This window comes from Notoacmeibacter ruber (assembly GCF_003668555.1).
GTDB lineage: Bacteria > Pseudomonadota > Alphaproteobacteria > Rhizobiales > Rhizobiaceae > Notoacmeibacter > Notoacmeibacter ruber.
The window spans coordinates 1,570,988-1,591,755 of record NZ_RCWN01000001.1 but is presented as its reverse complement, the minus strand read 5'-3'; the positions used below and the strand labels follow the sequence as shown (position 1 = coordinate 1,591,755).

Sequence of the window (20,768 nt, the reverse complement as noted above, 5' to 3'; positions counted from 1 at the left end):
GCGCCGTGAGGTAATGTATCGGCTAATTCCCTAAAAGGAGAAACAGCATGGCCGAGAACGCGGCAGGCGATAACGCGTCGTTCAAACCCGCCATCATTCTCGTCGAGCCCCAGCTTGGCGACAATATAGGCATGGTGGCCCGTGCCATGGCCAATTTCGGCCTCGCCGATCTGCGCCTCGTTACCCCCCGGGATGGATGGCCGAACGAACGTGCTCGCGCGACAGCTTCAAAGGCCGATCACGTGATCGATGCCGCACGGGTTTTCGACGACCTCCCCAGCGCGATTGCCGATCTGAATTTCGTGCTGGCGACCACGGCGCGTCAACGCGATGGGCACAAGGAGGTGCTCGGACCGGTCGAGGCCTGCCAGAAGATCGCCGGGCTCGGCGAGGGCGGCTCACGAAGCGGCATTCTGTTCGGACGCGAGCGCTGGGGCCTGAACAATGAAGAGGTCGGGCAGGCCGATGCTATCGTGACGTTCCCCGTCGATCCGGCTTTCGCTTCCCTCAACATCGCCCAGGCCGTTCTCTTGATGGCCTATGAATTGGCGCGCGGTCGCAGTGACCGACCGAATTTCTCAGCGCCTGATAGGCGCCCGGCCGAGAAACAAGTTCTGAACGCCATGTTCGATTGGCTCGAGCCTGCGCTTGATCAGCGCGGCTATTTCCGGACCGAACAGAAAAAACCGAAGATGATGGAAAACCTTCGCGCCGTTCTCACGCGACCTGGCTTTTCGGCTGACGAGATCGCCGTTCTTCGCGGCGTGTTCACGGCGCTTGACCGCTTTCGACCGCGTGGCGCGCCATCCGAGGGCAACGACAAGTGAGGTCAAAGGGAACGATTCTCTACTTTGACAGCGGCATTGGCGGCCTTTCAGTTGTCAAAGAAGCGCGGATCCTGCTGCCGGAGTATCGTTCGATCTATGTCGCGGATGACGCTGCCTTTCCCTATGGCGCGTGGGAGGAGGTGGCTCTTCTGGAGCGGATGATCGAACTGTTCGGCCAACTGATCGCAGAGCATCGGCCCGATCTGATCGTCATCGCCTGCAATACAGCCTCGACCCTCGCTATCGCTGCCTTGCGCGATGCCTTTCCCGATCAGGCCTTTGTCGGCACCGTCCCGGCCATCAAACCGGCCGCGGAGCGCACCGTTTCCGGTCTCGTCTCGGTTCTCGCAACACCGGGAACGGTGAAGCGGCAATATACGCGCGATCTGATCGACCGTTATGCGGCGCGCGTGCATGTGCGTCTTGTCGGCAGTGAGAAACTGGCGGCTCTGGCTGAACACTACATGCGCAACGGCTTTGTCGATGAGGGCGCCGTTGGCAAGGAAATCGCGCAGTGCTTTGTCGAGCAGGACGGTCAGCGAACGGACATCGTCGTGCTGGCCTGCACGCATTATCCATTTCTGGTCAACCGGATGCGCAAGGTGGCGCCATGGCCGGTCGACTGGATCGATACATCAGAGGCCATCGCTCGCCGCGCGCTCAGCCTGATCACCGATATGCAGCCGAACAATCATTCTGATTTGCCGGATCTTGCGGTCTTCACGTCGGGCCGGACACCACCCGAACTGTGCCGGCTGGCGCAGGGCTTCGGCTTCGCCGTTGGACCCGTCCGAAAATAGTCAGCGGTTGAAAAGAAGTGCCGTGCCTATGACGACCAGCACGGCGCCGGCAAATGCGCCCGCTGCCGGTCGTTCGTGGGTTGTGATCCAGAGCAAGGGCAGGATGAGAACCGGCGTCGTCGCCGTCAACGTAGAGACGATACCCACTTCTCCACCGACAAGCGCGAACAGAACGAGAGTCATCCCAAGTGCCATGGCGAGAAGCGCGGATATGACGACGACGATGATCGTGCTGCGGTCGAGCGGGGCTTTTTGACGGGTGGATCGCACAAATATCATCAGCAGGCTGAGCGCGATCGCGCCCGTTGCGAGTCGAACGAGTGAAGCAGCGACCGGATCCGGTCCTGCGGCCATGACGGGCCGCGCGATCAGCGACGCGGCGGCCTGACAGAACGCAGCAGTCAGACCGAGTGCGATGCCAACGTCCAGACGTCCTTGGGTGGTTTCGAATATGTGCCGCTGGGAAGCCCGCCTTCCGAAGAAGACGGCCAGGATCACGCCCACCAGCGTCAGGCCGATCGCGAACATGGAAATGGGCTTCAGCCGTTCGTCCAGAACCAACCATCCGAGAATGACCGCCATCGGCGCGTTGAGCGAAAACAGAATGGCGGTCAGCCTCGGTCCAAGACGGTTCATTGTCGCGAAAAGCGCCCAGTCCCCCAGAAAGATGCCGACAAGACCTGAAATGACAAGACCGCCCGTCGCTTCTGCCGACAGGGTCGACCACGAGCCTGTGAAAGCCACCCAGAACGCGAAAAGCACTGAAACGATCACGAGCCGCAGGCGAACGAACGCAACGGCGCCAAGCTTCGTGGAGGGGCCGTGCGAAATGATGCCCGCAAACGCCCAGCATAATGCGGCGCATAGTGCGGCCAGTTCGTAGATCATGAAGCGCTCTTTCTTCGGGGGCGGGCAGTCGGCAGCCGCCCTTCTGATTTAGCAGGGAGCGGAAGTCCAGCCGGATTCAAGAGCGCTGGTCCCCTGTCTGAAAATGCAGTGGAGTCCGAAATCGGTGACCGGCTGTTACAGCTGTGTCATGCGGCTGATGTAGTCGGCATTCGGACGCAATACCTTCTTGAAGAATGGGGAGCCGAAAATGTCGAAAATGATCCAGACACCGACCGAGAAACGGGAAGCTACCGAAGATGTGGGGCGCAATGCTGCCGACAATCCGACGATGGGCGATATCATCAATCGCCGCTATTCGCGCCGCGGATTTCTTCAGGGCACCCTGGCGACCAGCGCCATCGCGGTCACGGTCAGCCCACTCGCGCTGATGGCAGCCGACGAGGCGCATGCCCAAGAGAAAGCCAGCGCCTTCTCATTTGAGGAGATCGCGGCAGGCAGCGACGAAAATCACCGTGTCGCGCCGGGCTACAATGCCAATATCCTGTTGCGCTGGGGCGACCCGGTCCTGGCCGATGCACCGGAGTTTGATCCGAAAAATCAAACGCCTGCCGCGCAGGAAAAGCAGTTTGGCTACAACAATGACTATGTCGGCTTCATCCCGCTGGACGGCAGCGATGACCGCGGTCTGCTGGTCGTGAATCATGAATACACCAATCCGGAGCTCATGTTCCCGGGTGCGGCTGTGGAGCGTGATGACGAAATCGTCATCGACGAATGGACCAAGGATATGGTCGACATCGAGATGGCGGCGCATGGCGGCACCATCATCGAGATTCAGAAAGGGGCCGACGGTTCCTGGTCGCCGGTTCGTGACGGCGAGATGAACCGTCGCATCAGCGTCAATACGCCGATGGAGATTTCAGGCCCGGCTGCAGGTCATCCCCGGCTGCAGACCAGTGCAGACGAAACCGGCCGCAAGGTCTTCGGTACACTGAACAATTGCGCCGGTGGCGTGACGCCATGGGGCACCTACCTCATGGCCGAGGAAAATACCCACGGTTATTTTCTTGGCGAACTGCCCGCCGATCACAAGGAAGCTGCCAATTACGAACGTATGGGCGTTCCAGGCGGTTGGTACAATTGGGGCAAGTTCCACGATCGGTTCGACCTGTCGAAAGAGCCGAACGAGCCGAATCGCTTCGGCTGGATCGTCGAAGTCGACCCGATGGATCCCAACGCGATACCGAAGAAACGTACCGCGCTTGGCCGGTACAAGCACGAAGGCTGCGAGACGATCCGCAACAAGGATGGCCGCGCTGTCTCGTACTCCGGTGACGATGAGCGGTTCGATTACGTCTACAAGTTCGTGACCAGCGGCACGATCGATGATGACAACCGGCAGGCGAATATGGACCTTCTTGACGAGGGCACCTTGCACGTTGCTCGATTCGACGAGGACGGCACCGTCGAATGGATGCCGCTCGTTCATGGCGAGGGGCCGCTGACCTCTGAAAATGGCTTCGAAAGCCAGGCCGATGTTCTGGTGGAAACGCGTCGCGCGGCTGACCTTCTTGGCGCGACGAAGATGGACCGCCCCGAAGATGTGCAGCCGAACACCGAGACCGGCAAGGTCTATGTCATGCTTACCAACAATACCAAACGTGAGGAGGGCGACACCAATCCGGCCAACCCACGTGCGGACAATGCGTTCGGGCATATCATCGAAATCACCGAGACCGACGGCGATTTCGCCTCCACCAAATCGACGTGGGAAATCCTGCTGAAATGTGGTGATCCATCCATTGCCGAGGTGGGTGCGACCTTCTCTCCGGCAACCAGCGAGAATGGCTGGTTCGGGATGCCGGACAACGCCGCAGTCGATGCCGACGGACGCCTGTGGGTCTCGACGGATGGCAACAGCGAGGAGAAGACGGGCCGGACCGATGGTCTCTGGGCCGTTGGAACGGAAGGCGAGGATCGCGCGACGTCGAAACTGTTCTTCCGCTGCCCGGTGGGTGCGGAAATGTGCGGCCCTGTCTTTACGCCCAATGGGGAGACGCTCTTCCTCGCTGTGCAGCACCCGGGAGACGCCGGTCTGGCGACCTTTGAAAAGCCGGCGACGCGTTGGCCGGACTTCAGCGATGATCTTCCGGTTCGCCCCTCCGTGGTGGTGATCACCAAGCAGGATGGCGGCAAGATCGGCGTCTGATCCCGTTTCAAGATGCAGTACGGGGCGCGCGTGGAGCTTATCCATGTGCGCCTCTTTCGTTCAGAGGATGACTTCCATGTCGCCCGCACCATCTAATCTCTCCAGTTGCGCCAAAGGAGGCCATGATGGAAATCAAGCGGAGCGGATCTCAGCCGTTGCGGGATTACTCTGCTGTGGCTGTGTCCAACGCGAGGGCGACCGGTCGAAACGATATCGCCGGGCGACGTGATCCGGTTTCCATCCGGCGAGAAACACTGGCATGGCGCGACAGTAACTGCCGCGATGAGCCATATCGCCATCCAAGAGAAGCAGAGTGGTTCCGCGGTCGAGTGACTGGAGCCTGTCAGAGATACGAATTATGAAAAGGCAAGGCCCGCTCCAGCTGAAAGCGAGCCTTGCTGATGCGTCAGGCTGCGTAAGCGAGCGTAAAGCGCTCGCCAGTGTGCCGTGGTGTTTCCGCTTCATCGACGATAGCTTCCGCCAGGTCGCCGCTGCTGATCCTGCTTCGGCCTTCCGCGTCGGCGACCGGATGGTCCTTGCCGAGTTCAAAGCCACCTTTTTTTTTGCCCGGTGATAGCTCGAAAGCCGGCGATACAAAGGACCAGTCGAGTGGCGAGAAATCGCCATTCTCCAGTTCTTTCAGAATATCGCGAGCGGCCTTTGCGCCGGCGCGCCATTCGTCCGGAAACGCTTCGCCATCCACGAACTGGCTCCCGTCCGGCGCGTAGAGCGAACCGGCGCCACCGACCATGATCAGACGAATGCCGGCCTGCTGAGCCGCTCGTGCGATCGTGCGACTGCCTTCGAGATGATGCTGATAGATCTCCGGGTCGTCCCATCCGGGATTGAAGGCGGAAATCAGCACATCGGCGTCCGATAGAGCCTTTTTCAGGTCTTCTTCCTGATGGATATCCAGAGAGAGGAGCGTTATCTTTTCGCCCTCTGGCAGTTTTGCGGTCTCCCGGACGATCGCCGTCACGTCATGTCCGCGCGATGTCGCCTCTTTCAGCACGTCGCTTCCGACCATGCCGGTCGCTCCGATGAGTACGATCTTCATTTCACTTCTCCTTGCTTTCTTTAGATCCGACGCGCTGGCATAGGCGGTTTGGAAATGGTATTTGGTTACGATCAGTAACTACATAGATCCTCATCGTCAGATCCGTAAGGAGGCACTTTCAAAGAAGGTGGTCACCCTGAAGGAACCGCGCGATGTCAGGTCTCAATGCAGGAGAACGAAGGTGGAGATGAAGCCGATAGGAGAGGCGGCAACGCCGCTGCTGAAGACAAATCCGGGTTTCGTCTTTGACGGGGGAAGCTGTCCGGTTCGCGAAGTGCTCACCCGCATTGGTGACAAATGGAGCCTCTACGTGATCTTCACGTTGCAGCCGAAGCCAATGCGGTTCAATGAGCTAAAGCGTCAGGTCGAGGGCATCTCCCAGCGTATGCTGACGGTGACCCTTCGGTCGCTCGAGCGAGACGGACTGGTCAGCCGCACAGTGTTTGATACGACGCCGCCATCTGTTGAATATCGGCTAACCACCTTCGGCCAGTCGCTTGCCCAGCCCATCTCTGCTTTGGGGAATTGGGCCGCGGAAAATAGGAGCCGTTTACGCGATGCCCAGGCTCGCTTCGACCGTGATCAGGGGCAGGGCAGCTGATCGTCCCAAGCGTTGACTTTTCCGAGCTCTCACAATAGACGAACACCCGATGCCGGCTCTGCTTCAAGGCCGGTGTCTTTTTTGACGTGTCCCGTGGCCTTCAACCGCAATGCGTGCGTGGGTCGGCCTGTCAGTCCGAGAGATCGGGCAGAGGAGGGCGCGTTTCCTTCGTTCAACACTTGAAGTGTTGGCGCTAACTTTTTGAGAGGAAATGCGATGAGCAAGCGCGAATCTGCAAAATACAAAATCGATCGCCGTATGGGCGAAAACATCTGGGGCCGTCCCAAGTCTCCCGTAAACCGCCGTGAATACGGCCCCGGTGAGCACGGCCAGCGCCGCAAGGGCAAGCTGTCCGACTTCGGCATTCAGCTGCGCGCCAAGCAGAAGCTCAAGGGCTTCTATGGCGACATTTCCGAAAAGCAGTTCCGCCACACCTACGAAGAAGCGACCCGCCGCAAGGGCGATACGCCGGACAATCTGATCGGTCTTCTCGAAAGCCGTCTGGACGCTGTTGTCTATCGCGCGAAGTTCGTGCCGACCGTTTTCGCAGCCCGTCAGTTCGTCAATCACGGCCATGTTCTGGTCAACGGCAGGCGGGTCAACATCCCGTCCTACCGTTGCCGTGCCGGTGACGTGATCGAAGTTCGCGAAAAGTCCAAGCAGAACGTAGCTGTTCTGGAAGCCGTGCAGCTCGCAGAGCGTGACGTGCCGGATTACATTGAGGCCGATCACAGCAAGATGACTGCAACTTACGTTCGCGTACCGAGCCTCAGCGACGTGCCCTATGCTGTCGTGATGGAACCGAACCTGGTCGTCGAGTTCTACTCGCGCTAAACGCGACGCCTTCTTCGAATTTTGGAAAAGGGCTGCCATCGGGCGGCCCTTTTGCTATGGGCTACGAATTCAAACAGCTTTGGTGGAAGCCATGAGTATCGCCACGCATGAGAGTTCGGTCGAGGCCAGCGAGCTACCGCCTCTCTTTCGTGACGCGCCGACTTCGGTGGAATTCAACAAGCTTCGCAAGCGTCTGATCCGTCAGATCAGACAGGTGATGGATGATTACGGGATGATCCGTCCCGGGGAGCGCTGGCTGGTGGCGCTGTCCGGCGGCAAGGATTCCTATGGGTTGCTGGCCTTATTACTCGACCTTAAATGGCGTGGCCTCCTGCCGGTGGAGCTTCTGGCCTGTAATCTCGATCAGGGCCAACCGAATTTTCCCAAGCATATTCTGCCCGATTGGCTGAGCGCCAATGGTGTGCCCCACCGCATCGAATATCGGGATACCTATTCGATTGTTACGGATAAACTCTCGGACAATGCTACCTATTGTTCGCTTTGTTCGCGGTTGCGCCGGGGCCATCTCTACCGCATTGCGCGGGAAGAGGGCTGTTCCGCGCTCGTCCTCGGCCACCATCGAGAGGACATTCTGGAGACGTTCTTCATGAATCTCTTCCATGGTGGGCGTCTGGCGGCCATGCCGCCGAAACTGCTGAATGACGACGGGGATGTGGAAGTGCTGCGTCCTCTCGCCTTCTGCGCCGAGGCCGATATGACGAAGCTGGCAGATGCCCTCTTGTTCCCGATCATTCCCTGCGATCTCTGCGGCTCGCAGGACGGCCTTCAAAGAAATGCGATGAAGGTCATGATTGAGGATATCGAACGGCGCATGCCGGGACGCAAGGATACGATGATCCGCGCCATGGCCAATATACGCCCAAGCCAGATGCTGGACCGGTCATTGTTCGATTTCGCCGGCCTGGCGGCAGCAACTGTGCAGGATCCGACGGCCGACCCTGCTGAATAGATTCAGCTTTCTCCGCTGCCGAAAAGCTCTCCTTTCTCGCCAATCAGGACGATTGCGAGAGTCGAAAGCGATATAGCCGCGAAACCGAAAGCTACGGGCAGGAGCGTACCATTCCATAGCTGACCCACGGCGGTGCCGACAATTCCGCCGATGACCGTCTGGGTGAAGCCAAGGATAGACGAGGCGGAGCCGGCGACATGGCCGACGTCTTCCATCGCGAGAGAATTGAAGTTGGCTCCCATCAGGCTGAAGCTCGTCATGATCAAGCTGGACAGCACGATGAACAGCCAGAGTGGCACGTCGAAGAAAGCGGCACTGAGAACGAAGATGCCGGTCACGATAAGCTGTGTGCACAAAGCCGCGTGCGAAATGGTTCGCTGTCCGAGTTTCTGCACCAGACGCGAGTTGGTGTAGGATGTGCACGCCATCAGGCCCGCGACCACGGCGAACGCGACAGGAAACCAACGGTTAAGCTCATAATAATCGGCCAGGATGGGCTGGGCGACATTGATATAGGCGAAGAGCACGGAAAACGCCCCGGCGGCGGCGAACGCGTACCAGAAAGCCGAATGTGTGGTCAGAACGATGCGGAACGCTTCGATCACGTTGCGCCCCGTCAGAGGGCGCCGCCTTTCCACAGGAAGGGTCTCGGGCATGCGGAACCATGTCCAAAGCCCACATATGAGGGCGATGAGCGACATGGCAGCGAAGATCCACTGCCAGTCGGCGAAGAGGACAATGAGCTCGCCAATCGCCGGCGCAATCACGGGAACCGTCATAAAGACCATCAGCACGAGGCTCATGATCGATGCCATGGCACGACCTTCATGCGTATCGCGAATGATCGAAAAGGCGATGATTCGTGTCGATGCGGCGCCGATGCCCTGGATGACGCGGGAAAGCAGGAGCAATTCGTAGGTCGGAGCGAGTGCGCCCGCCGCTGCGCAAAGAATATATGTGACGATGCCGAACACCATGGGCATCTTTCGCCCGAAGCGATCCGAAATCGGTCCGAAGAACGGTTGAGCCGCGCCAAAACCGATCAGATAGGCCAGGATGGTGAATTGCGTGTCCGTCGATTGCTGCAGGTTGAATTCATCGGCGATCGGTCGAAAGGCGGGCAGGATGATATCGATCGCCAAGGCATTGAGCGCCATCAGAAGAGCAAGAATCGAAACGAACTCTGCGCGACCGATACCCAATGGCAGGCCCAAGGCCTGTCCGGTGGGCGCGTGCCTCGCGGAATCGACCATTTCTTCGCCCTGCTTATTATTTGCCAAGCGCTGCATCTCAAACCTCTTGGGGAGGGAAGAATGCACAAACCGTCTACCCATTCCGGTAGACGGTCTCACGCATCTCTACCCAAAAAACGACAGGCGCCGGGAACGCCGGCGCCTGCTTTAGCTAAAGCTCTATTTTGTTTTGGCCAGCTCTCAGGCTGCGCCCTTTACCGCGATGTTATTTTCGGTGAGGTGCGTCTGAAGCTCTCCCGCCTGGAACATGTCGCGGATGATATCGCAGCCACCGACAAACTCGCCCTTTACGTAAAGCTGCGGAATGGTCGGCCAGGAGGAGTATTCCTTGATGCCCTGGCGGAGCTCGTCCGACGATAGAACGTTGATGCCTTTATATTCGACACCGAGGTAGTCGAGAATCTGGACGACCTGACCGGAGAAGCCGCACTGCGGAAAACCCGGGGTTCCCTTCATGAAGAGAACCACGTCGTTGTTCTTGACCTCGTTGTCGATCCAGTCGTTGATCTCCGCCATCTTTGGCTCCTCATTGAATAGCAAGCGAGCGGCATTGCCGCTCTCTGGGACTTTCCTCCGAGATAGACCTTTGGCCACCTCGACTCAACCCGCTCGGGGCAAAACCACCTATTCCTCAGGCGGGACGCTGGTCTGGAGGGCCAAGGCGTGCAGCTCGCCCCCCATATTTCCCTTCAGAGCCTGATAGACCATCTGGTGCTGAGCGACACGGCTCTTGCCGCGAAACGCCTCCGAAACCACCTCGGCCGCATAGTGGTCGCCGTCTCCGGCGAGGTCGCGGATCGTTACCTCCGCGTCCGGAATGGCTTCTTCGATAAGGCGCTGAATGTCGTTTGCGTTCATCGGCATGGGCCGCATACTCCTCTCATCCTTCGCCAAGCAGACCATGGCGAGGAAGCCTTTGCAATCGGGTTTGATCCTATTCGGCCGCTGCCGGGTGCTCAGCAACGGTCCCGCTCATGTAATCGGGGAACCAGCTCTCGTGAGCGCCAACCAGATGGCTCAAATCAACGTTGACCAGATCCCTGATGGCAAGCGCCGTTCCACCCGCTACACCCAGTCGGCGCAACGGTATGCCGGCCTCGCTCGCGCCTTCCGTGAATGAAGCCTCCTGCTCGGCGGAAACGGCGACCACATAGCGGGCCTGGTCTTCTCCGAAGAGAAGCGCGTGGGCGGGACCGTCACCCAGATCATCGATCCTTGCACCTGTCTTCGCACCGATCACCATTTCGGCAAGCGCTACAGCCAAGCCTCCGGACGAGATGTCGTGACATGCCGTCAACTGACCGGAACGGATGGCCGAGCGAACGAAGAGACCATGCGCTTTTTCCTTGTCCAGATCGACCGGTGGCGGCGGCCCGTCGATCTTGCCGCTCACATCGCGGAGGAAGGCGGATTGTCCGAGATGGGTACCATCATCGCCGACGAGAAACAGCGCGTCTCCATCGGCCATGGCGTCGATGCGCGCCATGCGGTTCCAGTCGGGCAATAATCCCACACCGGCGATGGTTGGTGTCGGCAGAATGGCAACGCCGTTGGTCTCGTTATAGAGGCTGACATTGCCCGAAACGATTGGGAAGGCGAGCGTCTCGCAGGCTTCGCCGATGCCTTTGATCGCACCCACGAGTTGACCCATGATCTCAGGCTTCTCGGGATTGCCGAAATTGAGATTGTCGGTTGCGGCGAGTGGCTCTGCACCGGTCGCGTTGATATTGCGCCAGCATTCGGCGACAGCCTGCTTGCCGCCCTCATATGGGTTGGCTTCCACGTAACGGGGTGTGACGTCGGAAGAGAACGCAAGCGCCTTCGTTTCGTGGCCTTCCACGCGCACCACGCCTGCATCACCACCCGGCCGGACCAGCGTATTGCCCTGGATCATGGTGTCATACTGCTCCCAGACCCATCGGCGCGATGCGCCATTAGCATTGCCGATCAGGGTCAGCAATGCCTCGTTGAAGTCATGAGGCGGTGCGACGGTCTCCGCATCAAGCGCCGGGATCGGAGCGGTGGGCTCGTGCGGGCGATCATATTCAGGGGCCTCGTCGCCGAGTTCCTTGATCGGCAAATCGGCGACCTCTGCTCCGGCTATTTTCACACGGAAGCGAAGATCGTCGGTGGTCTTGCCGACAATGGCAAAATCCAGTCCCCATTTGCGGAAGATTGCCGAGGCCTCGTCTTCCTTTTCTGGCCGCAGCACCATGAGCATGCGCTCCTGGCTCTCGGAGAGCATCATCTCGTAGGCGCTCATCGCGTCCTCGCGAACGGGAACGTCGTCAAGGTTCAGCTCGATGCCGAGATTGCCCTTGGCGCCCATCTCGACCGCCGAACATGTGAGGCCGGCGGCACCCATATCCTGGATGGCGATGACCGCGCCGGTCTGCATCAATTCAAGACAGGCTTCCAGAAGGCACTTCTCGGTGAAAGGATCCCCCACCTGGACGGTCGGACGCTTCTCTTCGATCGACTCGTCGAATTCGGCGGAGGCCATGGTCGCGCCGCCGACGCCATCGCGCCCGGTTTTCGCGCCGAGATATACGACCGGCAGGCCGACGCCCTTGGCTTCAGACAGAAAAATGGCATCGGCCTTGGCAAGACCGGCGGCAAAAGCATTCACCAGAATGTTGCCATTGTATCGCGCATCGAACTCGACCTCGCCGCCGACGGTCGGGACGCCGAAGGAATTGCCATAGCCACCGACACCGGCGACAACGCCAGAAACCAGGTGCCGGGTCTTCGGGTGATCAGGCGCGCCGAAGCGCAGTGCATTCATGGCCGCAATCGGGCGAGCGCCCATGGTGAAGACATCGCGGAGGATGCCGCCGACGCCGGTCGCTGCGCCCTGAAACGGTTCGATATAAGAGGGGTGGTTGTGGCTCTCCATCTTGAAGACCACGACGTCTCCGTCGCCGATATCCACGACACCGGCATTCTCTCCAGGTCCCTGAATGACGCGGGGGCCCTTTGTGGGCAGCGTCCGAAGCCATTTCTTCGAAGATTTATACGAGCAGTGCTCGTTCCACATCGCCGAGAAAATGCCAAGCTCGGTCAATGTCGGTTCGCGGCCGATCAGGTCAAGAATACGCTGATACTCGTCCGGTTTGAGGCCGTGCGACTGGATGAGATCGGCTGTAATGGGCGTTTCGTTCGGGGCGCTCATAAACAAGTTCTCCGGCCTGGCAGATGCATCGCCCCTGCTACATCGCCTCATATGGCTGGACAAGTGCGAGTATCAAACAGATCACCGCGCGCCACCGTCTATGCAAAGGTTTCGTAGGACGCGGCGCCATTGTGCAGCAGGTTCGAAAGGACAGTCAGGCCCTGCTCCAGCTTATCGCGATCCGGTACGGCCGACACACCGATGCGCACGCGATGGAGTTGGGTCTCGGAGCGAACGGGCTTGTATTCATCCTCGCTGTCGACCCGGATGCCGTGGGCCTCGGCAGCCTTGACGAAGCTCGACGAACTCCACTGTTCCGGCAATTTGATCCAGAAAAACGGCATATGCGGATTGGACGAGAACTCGAAGCCTTCCAGATACCGGCATGTCAGAGCGTGGCGGCCGGCAAGCTCTTCCTTGACGTTTTTGCGAATGTCGTCCGCAGCGCCGCTGAGCACGATCTCTGCGCCGAGCTGGGCCTGCATGAACGATTTCGGCCCGGCAAGAAGCTTGTGGGCCGAGGCAGCGCGTGCGGCCTGCCCTGGGGGACAATTCATCCAGCCGACCCGCAGGCCCGCCGCAACAGCCTTGGATAGGCTTGAAAGGTGGAACGTGCGTTCCGGTGCCAGTGCCGCCAGCGGAGTGAAATGGTCGTCCAACAGCGAGCCATACACATTGTCCTCAATGATCCAGACATTGTGCCGCCGCGCAATCTCGACAATCTCGCGACGGCGTGTTTCGCTCATCGTTGCAAGGGTCGGATTTTGAAGGGCAGGCATCAGAAAAACGGCTCTCGGATGCTGACGGGCACAGAGACGCTCGAACTCGTCGGGTCGCAAGCCTTCCTCATCGCATTGGCCGGCGATCGGAATGCGGCCGATCAGTCCGATCGCCTGCGCTGCGCATTTGTAGGTTGGCGTTTCCATGACGATGCGTTCGCCGGGGGCTGCAACCGTCGCCATGGCCGCGAGAATCGCGGGATCGGCACCATTCGTCGCAAAGGTCGATTCCGGGTTGGGCTGCCATCCGCCCATTGAAAGCCATCGCGCGCCCGCCTCGGACCACGAGGGAGGCAACCGTCGGACATAATCGATCAGCCGGTGTTCGTCCTTGGCGACAGTGTTTTCGAATGTCGCCTTGATGGCCTCCATCTGGCCGACATTCGGCGCTGATGTCGACGAAAATATCAGCGGTCCCTTGGACTGGGGCGTACTGGAATATCTTTTACCAAGCATTCCGAAGACAGGATCGGAATTCGACGACAGATTACTGCTCTCGGCCTCTTCCCCGTTGCGTACGAAAGTGCCGCGGCCGACTTCCCCGGTCAGCAGGCCCCGTTCCCGCGCTGTCTGATAGGCACGGGTAACCGTCCCGAGAGTGACGCCAAGATCGAAAGCCAGATTGCGCTGCGGCGGCAACTTCGCTCCGGGGGCCAATTCGCTTGATATGATGGCTTTTTCGATTGCATCGGCCAATCGCAAATAGATGGGCTGACGACTCTCTGGAAGCGTGGGAATCCAGTCTGTCATCGTTACAATCTCCGGATTTAACAATTACAATATCGTGTTTCTGGGACAATTCATTGGATTGTCTCTGTACGTTATCTCTGTATTTTCGCAATTGCAACGTCAATATTGGAAAGGCGAAGGAATTGAGCGATGGCAATCGATACAATATTAAGAGATTACTCTAGCGCGAGGAGACCGGCCCCTCGTCGGTTCTCGCGGAATTTCAATCCGCGCTGGATGCATCCTTATGCATTGATCGCCGTATACGCGACCTTCCTCGCCAAGCGCCGCACGCGGCGAGCGCTCTCCCGTCTTTGCGATGATCGCCTGCGGGATATCGGCGTGACACGCGACCAGGCGCTTCGTGAATCGGAACGTTTTCTCTGGCGCGGCGACTGGTACTGAGAAGAGGGGCGGGCGAACCTGTTCAGGTCTTGTCCGTCACGCCTCGCAGCTTGTCGTACCATTGGCCCAACGCACAATGTCACGGTTGATCCTGGCGGCCAATGGCGTGTTCTGTATCGGTCCGTAGGCGTCGATCGTTCCGCCATTGATTTCGATAACCAGTTGCGGGAGGCCTGCGGCATTGCCGGCCTTCAGCATCAGGATTCGGGGTTTGCCGGTTCGCGTGTCGAGTTCTGGCACGATCCGGTAGGGCTGGAAGGCCGGATCGCCGCTTCGCATCCAGCATCGCTGTGCGGTATCGTTGATTCTCTGAAGAATCGGCACGGTTGAGCCCGACGGCGGCGTGTCGACGGCTGCGGTGCAGCCGCCGGTGGCGATCAGAAGTAGAAGGCTGAGTGACTGGCGACGGATCATCGGGGCACTCTACCCGTCTCGGCGCGGTCAGGCGAGGGCCAGATCGAGCGCGCTTTCGAAAATGCCGCGGCCATGATCGCCGCCATGAGCCGGTTCGATCAGGTTCTCCGGATGGGGCATCATGCCAAGAACATTGCCCCCTTCGTTCACAATGCCGGCAATATCGTTGACCGAACCATTCGGATTGCCGCCATTCGCATAGCGGAAGACGACCCGCTCTTCGCCTTCAAGACGCGCGAGTGTCTCGCCATCGGCAAAATAATTGCCGTCGTGATGGGCCACGGGACAGCGAATGACCTGCCCCTTTTCGTATCGGTTCGAAAAGGCCGTGCCGGCATTGGTAACTTCCAGCTCGACTTCCTTACAGACGAAATTCAGATGCGCATTGCGCATCAGCGCTCCGGGCAGGAGGCCCATTTCAAGCAGGATCTGAAAGCCGTTGCAGACACCCATGATCCGTGTGCCGGCCTTGGCGCGTTCGATCACGGCCTGCATGACCGGCATGCGCGCGGCGATGGCACCGCAACGCAGATAATCCCCGTAGGAAAATCCACCCGGGATCACAACCAGGTCGATATCCGAGGGAATCGAGGTTTCCGTCTGCCAGATCGTCTGCGGCGCTGTGCCCGAGATCTTGGTCAGCGCCGCGATCATGTCACGGTCTCTGTTCAGGCCGGGAAGAAGGATGACGGCGGCTTTCATGCCAGATGCCTACTGAATCTCGATTGTGTAGTTTTCGATGACCGTATTGGCGAGGAGCTGCTCGCACATGGCGGTCAGGTCTGTTTGCGCCTTGGCCCGATCCTCATGGTCAAGCTCGATGTCAAACACCTTGCCTTGTCTGACGGAGCCGACGCCATCAAAACCGAGTGTTCCAAGGGCGCTCTCGATCGCCTTGCCTTGCGGATCCAGAACGCCGTTCTTGAGGGTCACGGTTACGCGGGCTTTCATATGTCTTCCGTTTTCTGTCGTCTCTGGAGAAGCGGATCAGTGGGTCGTATCGGGGGGTGTTCCGTCATTGGACGAAACGAGCACCGGACCTGATCCCCGGTTTCCATTGTCTTCTGTCAGAATACCGAGGCGCTTCGCAACATCGCGATAGGCTTCCAGCAACCCGCCCATGTCGCGGCGAAAGCGGTCCTTGTCGAGCTTGTCCTGCGTGGCGATATCCCATAGCCGGCAGCTATCGGGCGAAATCTCGTCTGCCAGAACGATGCGCATCATATCGTTCTCCCACAGACGGCCCATTTCGATCTTGAAGTCGACGAGCTGAATGCCGACACCGAGAAACATGCCCGAGAGAAAGTCGTTGATACGAATGGCCAGGGCCATGATGTCATCGAGTTCCTGCGGGCTGGCCCATCCGAACGCGGTGATGTGCTCTTCGCTGACCATCGGATCGTCCAGCGCATCGCTCTTGTAATAGAACTCGATGATGGAACGCGGGAGCAGGGTGCCTTCGTCGATTCCCAGGCGCTTGGCCAGCGAGCCGGCAGCAACATTGCGAACGACCACTTCCAGCGGCACGATCTCGACCTCGCGAATCAGCTGTTCGCGCATGTTGAGCCGTTTGATGAAGTGAGTCGGAACGCCGATCCGGTTCAGATGCGTGAAGATGTATTCGCTGATGCGGTTGTTCAGCACGCCCTTGCCATCGATCACTTCATGCTTCTTGGCATTGAAGGCCGTGGCATCGTCCTTGAAGAACTGGACGAGGGTTCCCGGCTCAGGCCCCTCGTAGAGGATCTTGGCCTTGCCCTCGTAGATACGCCGGCGACGGTTCATGAAATTGGCCTTTGCAATCTGACCTGCAACGTCTTTTCAGCAGCTCGGGAAAGCTACGGCAGGTCGTGTTTCGGGCTTCCTGTAGCGCAATCTTTAGGAGTGCTCAATCTATGTCGGGTTATGTCTTCGCCGCCAATACGGCAATAAGCGTAATTTTCGTACCGCCACGCCTTTTTCCGGCTCGAAAACGGTACTAGCTATTTAAATCAAAGGGCCGGTTTTCCGGTGGAAGAGGAAAGGAATTTTTGATGGCCAGCATGAACGATCGCGAAAGGGGATACGAAGCGAAGTTCGCCCATGACGAAGAGCTGCGATTCAAGGCGACGGTCCGTCGCAACCGGCTGCTCGGCTATTGGGCTGCCGATCATCTCGGCAAGGATGGCGACGATAAGGAAGCCTATGCCAAAGAGGTGATCGCCTCCGATTTCGAAGAGGTCGGCGACGAGGATGTCTTCCGTAAACTTCGGGGCGACCTGCCCGATGGTGTCAGCGATCTCGATATTCGCTCGAAGATGAGCGAATTGATGGCCCGTGCAGTAACGGACATCGAAAAGAGCTGACATCTATTCTGCCGTAAAGCAGAACCACAATGCGTCCGGCTCTCGGCGAGTGAGCCGGGAGCAGCCGCTTTGTGTGATCAGTCCGGCAGTCGCGACACGAAACGCGCGAAAGTGAGAGAGCCTTCCGGCCACGGCCCGTGGCCGCTCTCTTCGTTGATCCGGCCTATATCGCCACCATCGATGAATAAAGACCCCCAGGCTCCCGCCAGATCTTCTGCGACGGCAAATGCGCAATGCGGATCGTTCCGGCTCGCCACGACAAGGGATGGAAAGGGAAGGGGTTCTCGCGGATAGGGGCCGAAGGCGGAGCCTTCGAGATCCCGCGGAGCAACGAGGAATGCGCCTCGGACCCGGTCTGGATGATCATGAGCCGCAAGAACGGCCAGGCTTGCGCCAAGGCCGTGACCGACCAGAACGACCGGCTTTTCGGTCGCATCGATTTCGACCGCCAGCGCGGCCTTCCCATCTGCGGACGTGGGATCGGTCTCCCGTTCAAGGTGAAGTTTTCGACCTGTGGAGAGCTTGGTTTGCCAGCGCGTCAGCCAATGATCGTCGCTTGCCCCATCATAATCCGGCAGAAAGAGAATAGTCGCGTTCTTTGCTTTCATGGCGACGCAGATAGGATGTCTCTTGCCGCGCGCAACGGCCAAAAACGGTTTGGCGTCACTGTAACACTTGAAAAACTTGCTGAAACAGCCGGAACAGCTAAGACGCCTCAATACGCGCGTCCGGACCTTGCCCCATGCCCATTCGTCACATCGCCCTGGCCATCAGCGTGGCCGCCATTTACGGGCTGGCTTTCGTCGCGATCCGGATCGGTGTGGAGGAGATACCGCCTCTTCTTCTGACGGGCTATCGCTATATCTTTGCAGCCATTCCGCTCGTTTTGTTCGTGCCGTTACCCAAAATCCCGTGGCGTTGGCTAATCGCCTTCGGACTCATGCAGGGTGCGGTGATGTTCGGCCTGCTTTTCATGTCGATCGCTGCCGGTCTTCCGGCCGGCCTCGCATCGGTCGTGGTTCAAATGCAGGTCTTCTTCACCATCGCCTTTTCGGCAATGCTCATGAGTGAGAAGATCTCACCCATGCAGGCGCTGGGCGCTCTCACAGCCTTCGCCGGGATTTTTGCCATCGGAGTTGGCCGCGCCAGCGTTGCGCCCCTCCTGCCGTTCGCGCTCTGCCTTGCGTCTGCCGCGGCCTGGGGCGTTGCCAACATGATCGCCAAGGCAATGCCGAATACGGAACCTCTGCCTTTCGTGGCGTGGTCTTCGCTGGTGGTGCCCATTCCGCTTTTTGCCGTCTCGGCCATGGTTGAAGGCACGACCTTCGGCTTGCCAGCGCATATGCCGAGCTGGCCAGTTATCGGTTCGATCGCGTTTCTGGCGTGGCCGACGACCGTTTATGCGTTTACCGCCTGGGTCTTCCTGCTGCGGGCGCATTCGGCAGCCAGGGTGACGCCCTTCGCCTTGCTGATACCGGTCTTCGGCCTATCCGGCGGCGCGATCGCTTTTGGCGAACGGTTGCAGATGCTTTCCATTATCGGGATTTGTCTGATTTTTGCGGGCCTCGCCGTAAATGTTTTTGGCGAGGCCACGCACCGGCGCCTGAGGCTGATTTTTGGAAGGCCAGGCTGAGCTCAATTGTCAGCTTTCGCCGAAGACTCTCTGGAAGATCGTATCGGCATGTTTGGTATGATATCCTATATCGAAGCGGGAGCGGATTGCTGTCTCCGACAGATGCTCTCTGACCTCTTCGTCAGCGAGAAGTTCATCGAGAAAATCGACCGTCGCTGCGCCGGACTGCTGATAGCTGTCCCAAACCTTCATCGCGTTTCTCTGGACCAGCCGGTAAGCGTCTTCGCGGGAGACGCCGGCTTGAGTGAGCGCGAGGAGGATGCGCTGGCTGTGAACGAGCCCGCCGAGACGGTCCATATTGGCTTCCATACGCTCCGGATAGACCACCAGGTTCTGGATGACATTGGTCAGGCGGGCGAGAGCGAAATCGAGCGTCACGGTCGCGTCTGGGCCAATCATCCGTTCGACGGAAGAATGCGAGATGTCCCTCTCATGCCAGAGCGCGACATTTTCCATGGCCGGCATCGCGTAGGCGCGGACCATGCGCGCAAGTCCGGTCAGGTTTTCCGTCAGCACCGGATTGCGCTTATGCGGCATTGCGGACGATCCCTTCTGGCCCTTGGAGAAAAACTCCTCTGCCTCCAAGACTTCCGTTCTCTGCAGATGACGGATTTCTGTCGCCAAACGCTCGATCGATGATGCAACGACACCGAGGGTCGCGAAATACATGGCATGGCGGTCGCGCGGAATGACCTGGGTCGAAACAGGCTCCGGCTTCAACCCCATCTTTTCGGCGACATGCTCTTCGATCTTGGGGCTGATATTGGCGAAAGTCCCAACGGCGCCTGAGATTGCAACGGTTGCGACCTCTTCGCGCGCATTGACCAGCCGTGTGCGGCAGCGGTCGAACTCGGCATAGGCCTGGGCGAGTTTGACACCAAAGGTGGTCGGCTCGGCGTGGATGCCGTGCGAGCGGCCAATGGTCACCGTCTCTTTGTGTTCGAAAGCGCGCGTTCTCAATGCCTGCAGAAGCGCATCGATATCTTTCAGCAGCAGGTCGGTGGCGCGGACGAGCTGCACGTTGAAGCAGGTATCCAATACATCCGAGGAGGTCATCCCCTGGTGCACGAAGCGGGAATCCTGACCGATGAATTCGGCCAGATGCGTCAGAAAGGCTATGACGTCATGTTTTGTCTCGCGCTCGATCTCGTCGATGCGCTCGACGCTGAAGGTCGCTGATCCGCCCTTTTCCCAAATGGTTTTGGCTGCTTCCTTTGGGATCACCCCGCTTTCGGCAAGCGCGTCGCAGGCGTGCGCCTCGATCTCGAACCAGATTCGGAATTTCGTTTCCTGGGACCAGATGGCGACCATATCGGGTCGCGAATAGCGCGGGATCATCGGCGGGGCCTTTTTGAGTGTGCTGGGTTACCCGGCGGTCGTTATCGTATCCGGCCGTGCGCTTCAATGCGCAGCCCATCGTTCACCAGCAACGACAATATTGCGCCGGCGGGCATGGCGAGGGGGACGAGCTGGCGGACGCCGAGGACCGCATATTGATAAATCGCCGCGCTGATCGTCCAGACGAACTGGATCAGCCCGATATGGCTGAAGATCGGCTCGTGCCAATGTCTGAAGTAGGCCCAGAACTGAAGCGCAAAGATGCCGGCGCACGCTCCGGCAGTGAGCGCAGCCAGAGCGATGAAGGACAGAATGAACCTGGTCGCCGGTTTTTTGAAGCGAGCGATCCACCATTTCTGCAGAACGAGCCACACGACCACCGCCACAAGCCCGCCGAAAGCCTGAACACCGATGAGCGAAAGGGAAGAGCCCAGGCTTTGATGACGCCGCAGCAAAACGGTGAAAATCGTGCTCGCTGCACACACCGCCGGCCAGCCCGCCAGCGCCGCCAGAAGAAAGAGCGGGCTGGTGCGCGGTTTCATTTCCGACCGGA

At 59.0% G+C, this 20,768-nt stretch carries 23 protein-coding genes; 9 read left to right on the top strand and 14 right to left on the bottom strand.

Translation table 11 applies throughout. The annotated features are described in order from the left end of the window. Positions 1 to 47: 47 nt before the first annotated feature. Positions 48 to 827 carry an RNA methyltransferase gene (locus D8780_RS07545; RefSeq protein ID WP_121645047.1) on the top strand — a complete coding sequence of 260 codons (780 nt, stop codon included), beginning with the start codon at positions 48 to 50 and terminating at the stop codon, positions 825 to 827. Continuing rightward, positions 824 to 1,627: a glutamate racemase gene (murI, locus tag D8780_RS07540; RefSeq protein WP_121645046.1), complete on the top strand. Its 804-nt coding sequence runs from the start codon at positions 824 to 826 to the stop codon at positions 1,625 to 1,627. Before D8780_RS07545 ends, murI begins: the two co-directional genes overlap by 4 nt. On the opposite strand, the gene D8780_RS07535 is transcribed toward murI, so the two are convergent. Continuing rightward, on the bottom strand, positions 1,628 to 2,515 hold the full coding sequence (locus D8780_RS07535; protein WP_121645045.1) for a DMT family transporter: 888 nt from the start codon (positions 2,513 to 2,515) through the stop codon (positions 1,628 to 1,630). Positions 2,516 to 2,732: 217 nt separating this feature from the next. Between D8780_RS07535 and D8780_RS07530 the strand changes: the two genes are divergently transcribed. Beyond that, positions 2,733 to 4,685 (top strand): PhoX family protein, encoded by a 1,953-nt coding sequence (locus D8780_RS07530; protein ID WP_425373646.1) that lies wholly within the window; start codon positions 2,733 to 2,735, stop codon positions 4,683 to 4,685. Positions 4,686 to 5,091: 406 nt separating this feature from the next. Here the strand turns inward: D8780_RS07530 and D8780_RS07520 are convergent, their stop codons facing one another. Beyond that, the gene (locus D8780_RS07520) at positions 5,092 to 5,742 is read right to left on the bottom strand and encodes an NAD(P)-dependent oxidoreductase (RefSeq protein WP_121645043.1); all 651 of its coding nucleotides are present in this window, start codon (positions 5,740 to 5,742) and stop codon (positions 5,092 to 5,094) included. 61 nt (positions 5,743 to 5,803) lie between these two features. On the opposite strand from D8780_RS07520, the gene D8780_RS07515 reads away from it, so the two are divergent. The 3 genes from D8780_RS07515 to ttcA all read left to right on the top strand — a co-directional run bounded on the left by D8780_RS07515 (position 5,804) and on the right by ttcA (position 8,147). Next, positions 5,804 to 6,343, top strand: coding sequence for a winged helix-turn-helix transcriptional regulator (locus D8780_RS07515; RefSeq protein WP_342633427.1), 540 nt, complete (start codon positions 5,804 to 5,806; stop codon positions 6,341 to 6,343). A 216-nt stretch (positions 6,344 to 6,559) separates the two neighbouring features. Then, positions 6,560 to 7,177, top strand: a complete 618-nt coding sequence (gene rpsD / locus D8780_RS07510) for a 30S ribosomal protein S4 (RefSeq protein ID WP_121645042.1) — start codon at positions 6,560 to 6,562, stop codon at positions 7,175 to 7,177. 91 nt (positions 7,178 to 7,268) lie between these two features. Beyond that, positions 7,269 to 8,147 (top strand): tRNA 2-thiocytidine(32) synthetase TtcA, encoded by an 879-nt coding sequence (ttcA, locus tag D8780_RS07505; RefSeq protein WP_121645041.1) that lies wholly within the window; start codon positions 7,269 to 7,271, stop codon positions 8,145 to 8,147. Positions 8,148 to 8,149: 2 nt separating this feature from the next. On the opposite strand, the gene D8780_RS07500 is transcribed toward ttcA, so the two are convergent. The 5 genes from D8780_RS07500 to D8780_RS07480 all read right to left on the bottom strand — a co-directional run bounded on the left by D8780_RS07500 (position 8,150) and on the right by D8780_RS07480 (position 14,101). Further along, the gene (locus D8780_RS07500) at positions 8,150 to 9,427 is read right to left on the bottom strand and encodes a multidrug effflux MFS transporter (protein WP_245412289.1); all 1,278 of its coding nucleotides are present in this window, start codon (positions 9,425 to 9,427) and stop codon (positions 8,150 to 8,152) included. A 153-nt stretch (positions 9,428 to 9,580) separates the two neighbouring features. Next, positions 9,581 to 9,916, bottom strand: a complete 336-nt coding sequence (gene grxD, locus D8780_RS07495) for a Grx4 family monothiol glutaredoxin (protein WP_121645040.1) — start codon at positions 9,914 to 9,916, stop codon at positions 9,581 to 9,583. Positions 9,917 to 10,024: 108 nt separating this feature from the next. Then, positions 10,025 to 10,264: a BolA family protein gene (locus D8780_RS07490; protein WP_121646435.1), complete on the bottom strand. Its 240-nt coding sequence runs from the start codon at positions 10,262 to 10,264 to the stop codon at positions 10,025 to 10,027. Between the two features lie 70 nt (positions 10,265 to 10,334). Beyond that, positions 10,335 to 12,572: a phosphoribosylformylglycinamidine synthase subunit PurL gene (purL, locus tag D8780_RS07485; RefSeq protein ID WP_121645039.1), complete on the bottom strand. Its 2,238-nt coding sequence runs from the start codon at positions 12,570 to 12,572 to the stop codon at positions 10,335 to 10,337. A gap of 98 nt (positions 12,573 to 12,670) precedes the next feature. After that, positions 12,671 to 14,101: an aminotransferase-like domain-containing protein gene (locus tag D8780_RS07480; protein ID WP_121645038.1), complete on the bottom strand. Its 1,431-nt coding sequence runs from the start codon at positions 14,099 to 14,101 to the stop codon at positions 12,671 to 12,673. Positions 14,102 to 14,332: 231 nt separating this feature from the next. On the opposite strand from D8780_RS07480, the gene D8780_RS07475 reads away from it, so the two are divergent. After that, positions 14,333 to 14,485 carry a DUF1127 domain-containing protein gene (locus D8780_RS07475; RefSeq protein ID WP_245412288.1) on the top strand — a complete coding sequence of 51 codons (153 nt, stop codon included), beginning with the start codon at positions 14,333 to 14,335 and terminating at the stop codon, positions 14,483 to 14,485. Positions 14,486 to 14,521: 36 nt separating this feature from the next. Here D8780_RS07475 and D8780_RS07470 read toward each other — a convergent pair whose 3' ends face one another. Genes D8780_RS07470 through purC form a run of 4 tightly spaced genes read right to left on the bottom strand, consistent with a single transcriptional unit; the run spans position 14,522 to position 16,684 of the window. Next, positions 14,522 to 14,899, bottom strand: coding sequence for a hypothetical protein (locus D8780_RS07470; protein ID WP_121645037.1), 378 nt, complete (start codon positions 14,897 to 14,899; stop codon positions 14,522 to 14,524). Between the two features lie 27 nt (positions 14,900 to 14,926). Next, positions 14,927 to 15,601 carry a phosphoribosylformylglycinamidine synthase subunit PurQ gene (purQ, locus tag D8780_RS07465; protein ID WP_121645036.1) on the bottom strand — a complete coding sequence of 225 codons (675 nt, stop codon included), beginning with the start codon at positions 15,599 to 15,601 and terminating at the stop codon, positions 14,927 to 14,929. A 9-nt stretch (positions 15,602 to 15,610) separates the two neighbouring features. After that, positions 15,611 to 15,850, bottom strand: coding sequence for a phosphoribosylformylglycinamidine synthase subunit PurS (gene purS, locus D8780_RS07460; RefSeq protein ID WP_121645035.1), 240 nt, complete (start codon positions 15,848 to 15,850; stop codon positions 15,611 to 15,613). Between the two features lie 36 nt (positions 15,851 to 15,886). Then, a complete protein-coding gene (purC, locus tag D8780_RS07455) occupies positions 15,887 to 16,684 on the bottom strand; it encodes a phosphoribosylaminoimidazolesuccinocarboxamide synthase (RefSeq protein ID WP_121645034.1) in 798 nt (265 codons plus the stop codon). Between the two features lie 248 nt (positions 16,685 to 16,932). Between purC and D8780_RS07450 the strand changes: the two genes are divergently transcribed. Beyond that, complete coding sequence (locus D8780_RS07450; RefSeq protein WP_121645033.1) at positions 16,933 to 17,244, top strand: DUF1476 domain-containing protein; 312 nt, start codon at positions 16,933 to 16,935, stop codon at positions 17,242 to 17,244. Positions 17,245 to 17,321: 77 nt separating this feature from the next. Here D8780_RS07450 and D8780_RS07445 read toward each other — a convergent pair whose 3' ends face one another. Continuing rightward, positions 17,322 to 17,852: an RBBP9/YdeN family alpha/beta hydrolase gene (locus D8780_RS07445; protein ID WP_121645032.1), complete on the bottom strand. Its 531-nt coding sequence runs from the start codon at positions 17,850 to 17,852 to the stop codon at positions 17,322 to 17,324. A 134-nt stretch (positions 17,853 to 17,986) separates the two neighbouring features. Between D8780_RS07445 and D8780_RS07440 the strand changes: the two genes are divergently transcribed. Continuing rightward, complete coding sequence (locus D8780_RS07440; protein WP_121645031.1) at positions 17,987 to 18,877, top strand: EamA family transporter; 891 nt, start codon at positions 17,987 to 17,989, stop codon at positions 18,875 to 18,877. 9 nt (positions 18,878 to 18,886) lie between these two features. On the opposite strand, the gene purB is transcribed toward D8780_RS07440, so the two are convergent. Further along, positions 18,887 to 20,215: an adenylosuccinate lyase gene (purB, locus tag D8780_RS07435; protein WP_121645030.1), complete on the bottom strand. Its 1,329-nt coding sequence runs from the start codon at positions 20,213 to 20,215 to the stop codon at positions 18,887 to 18,889. A gap of 41 nt (positions 20,216 to 20,256) precedes the next feature. Then, positions 20,257 to 20,757, bottom strand: a complete 501-nt coding sequence (locus D8780_RS07430) for a hypothetical protein (RefSeq protein WP_147440295.1) — start codon at positions 20,755 to 20,757, stop codon at positions 20,257 to 20,259. Positions 20,758 to 20,768: the final 11 nt, after the last annotated feature.

Excerpts from the sequence above, each read along its gene's own strand:
- D8780_RS07545 (WP_121645047.1), top strand. The coding sequence starts at position 48 with ATGGCCGAGAACGCGGCAGGCGATAACGCGTCGTTCAAACCCGCCATC.
- D8780_RS07535 (WP_121645045.1), bottom strand. The coding sequence starts at position 2,515 with ATGATCTACGAACTGGCCGCACTATGCGCCGCATTATGCTGGGCGTTT.
- D8780_RS07530 (WP_425373646.1), top strand. The coding sequence starts at position 2,733 with ATGATCCAGACACCGACCGAGAAACGGGAAGCTACCGAAGATGTGGGG.
- D8780_RS07520 (WP_121645043.1), bottom strand. The coding sequence starts at position 5,742 with ATGAAGATCGTACTCATCGGAGCGACCGGCATGGTCGGAAGCGACGTG.
- rpsD (WP_121645042.1), top strand. The coding sequence starts at position 6,560 with ATGAGCAAGCGCGAATCTGCAAAATACAAAATCGATCGCCGTATGGGC.
- ttcA (WP_121645041.1), top strand. The coding sequence starts at position 7,269 with ATGAGTATCGCCACGCATGAGAGTTCGGTCGAGGCCAGCGAGCTACCG.
- grxD (WP_121645040.1), bottom strand. The coding sequence starts at position 9,916 with ATGGCGGAGATCAACGACTGGATCGACAACGAGGTCAAGAACAACGAC.
- D8780_RS07490 (WP_121646435.1), bottom strand. The coding sequence starts at position 10,264 with ATGCCGATGAACGCAAACGACATTCAGCGCCTTATCGAAGAAGCCATT.
- purL (WP_121645039.1), bottom strand. The coding sequence starts at position 12,572 with ATGAGCGCCCCGAACGAAACGCCCATTACAGCCGATCTCATCCAGTCG.
- D8780_RS07480 (WP_121645038.1), bottom strand. The coding sequence starts at position 14,101 with ATGACAGACTGGATTCCCACGCTTCCAGAGAGTCGTCAGCCCATCTAT.
- D8780_RS07470 (WP_121645037.1), bottom strand. The coding sequence starts at position 14,899 with ATGATCCGTCGCCAGTCACTCAGCCTTCTACTTCTGATCGCCACCGGC.
- purQ (WP_121645036.1), bottom strand. The coding sequence starts at position 15,601 with ATGAAAGCCGCCGTCATCCTTCTTCCCGGCCTGAACAGAGACCGTGAC.
- purS (WP_121645035.1), bottom strand. The coding sequence starts at position 15,850 with ATGAAAGCCCGCGTAACCGTGACCCTCAAGAACGGCGTTCTGGATCCG.
- purC (WP_121645034.1), bottom strand. The coding sequence starts at position 16,684 with ATGAACCGTCGCCGGCGTATCTACGAGGGCAAGGCCAAGATCCTCTAC.
- D8780_RS07450 (WP_121645033.1), top strand. The coding sequence starts at position 16,933 with ATGGCCAGCATGAACGATCGCGAAAGGGGATACGAAGCGAAGTTCGCC.
- D8780_RS07445 (WP_121645032.1), bottom strand. The coding sequence starts at position 17,852 with ATGAAAGCAAAGAACGCGACTATTCTCTTTCTGCCGGATTATGATGGG.
- D8780_RS07440 (WP_121645031.1), top strand. The coding sequence starts at position 17,987 with ATGCCCATTCGTCACATCGCCCTGGCCATCAGCGTGGCCGCCATTTAC.
- purB (WP_121645030.1), bottom strand. The coding sequence starts at position 20,215 with ATGATCCCGCGCTATTCGCGACCCGATATGGTCGCCATCTGGTCCCAG.
- D8780_RS07430 (WP_147440295.1), bottom strand. The coding sequence starts at position 20,757 with ATGAAACCGCGCACCAGCCCGCTCTTTCTTCTGGCGGCGCTGGCGGGC.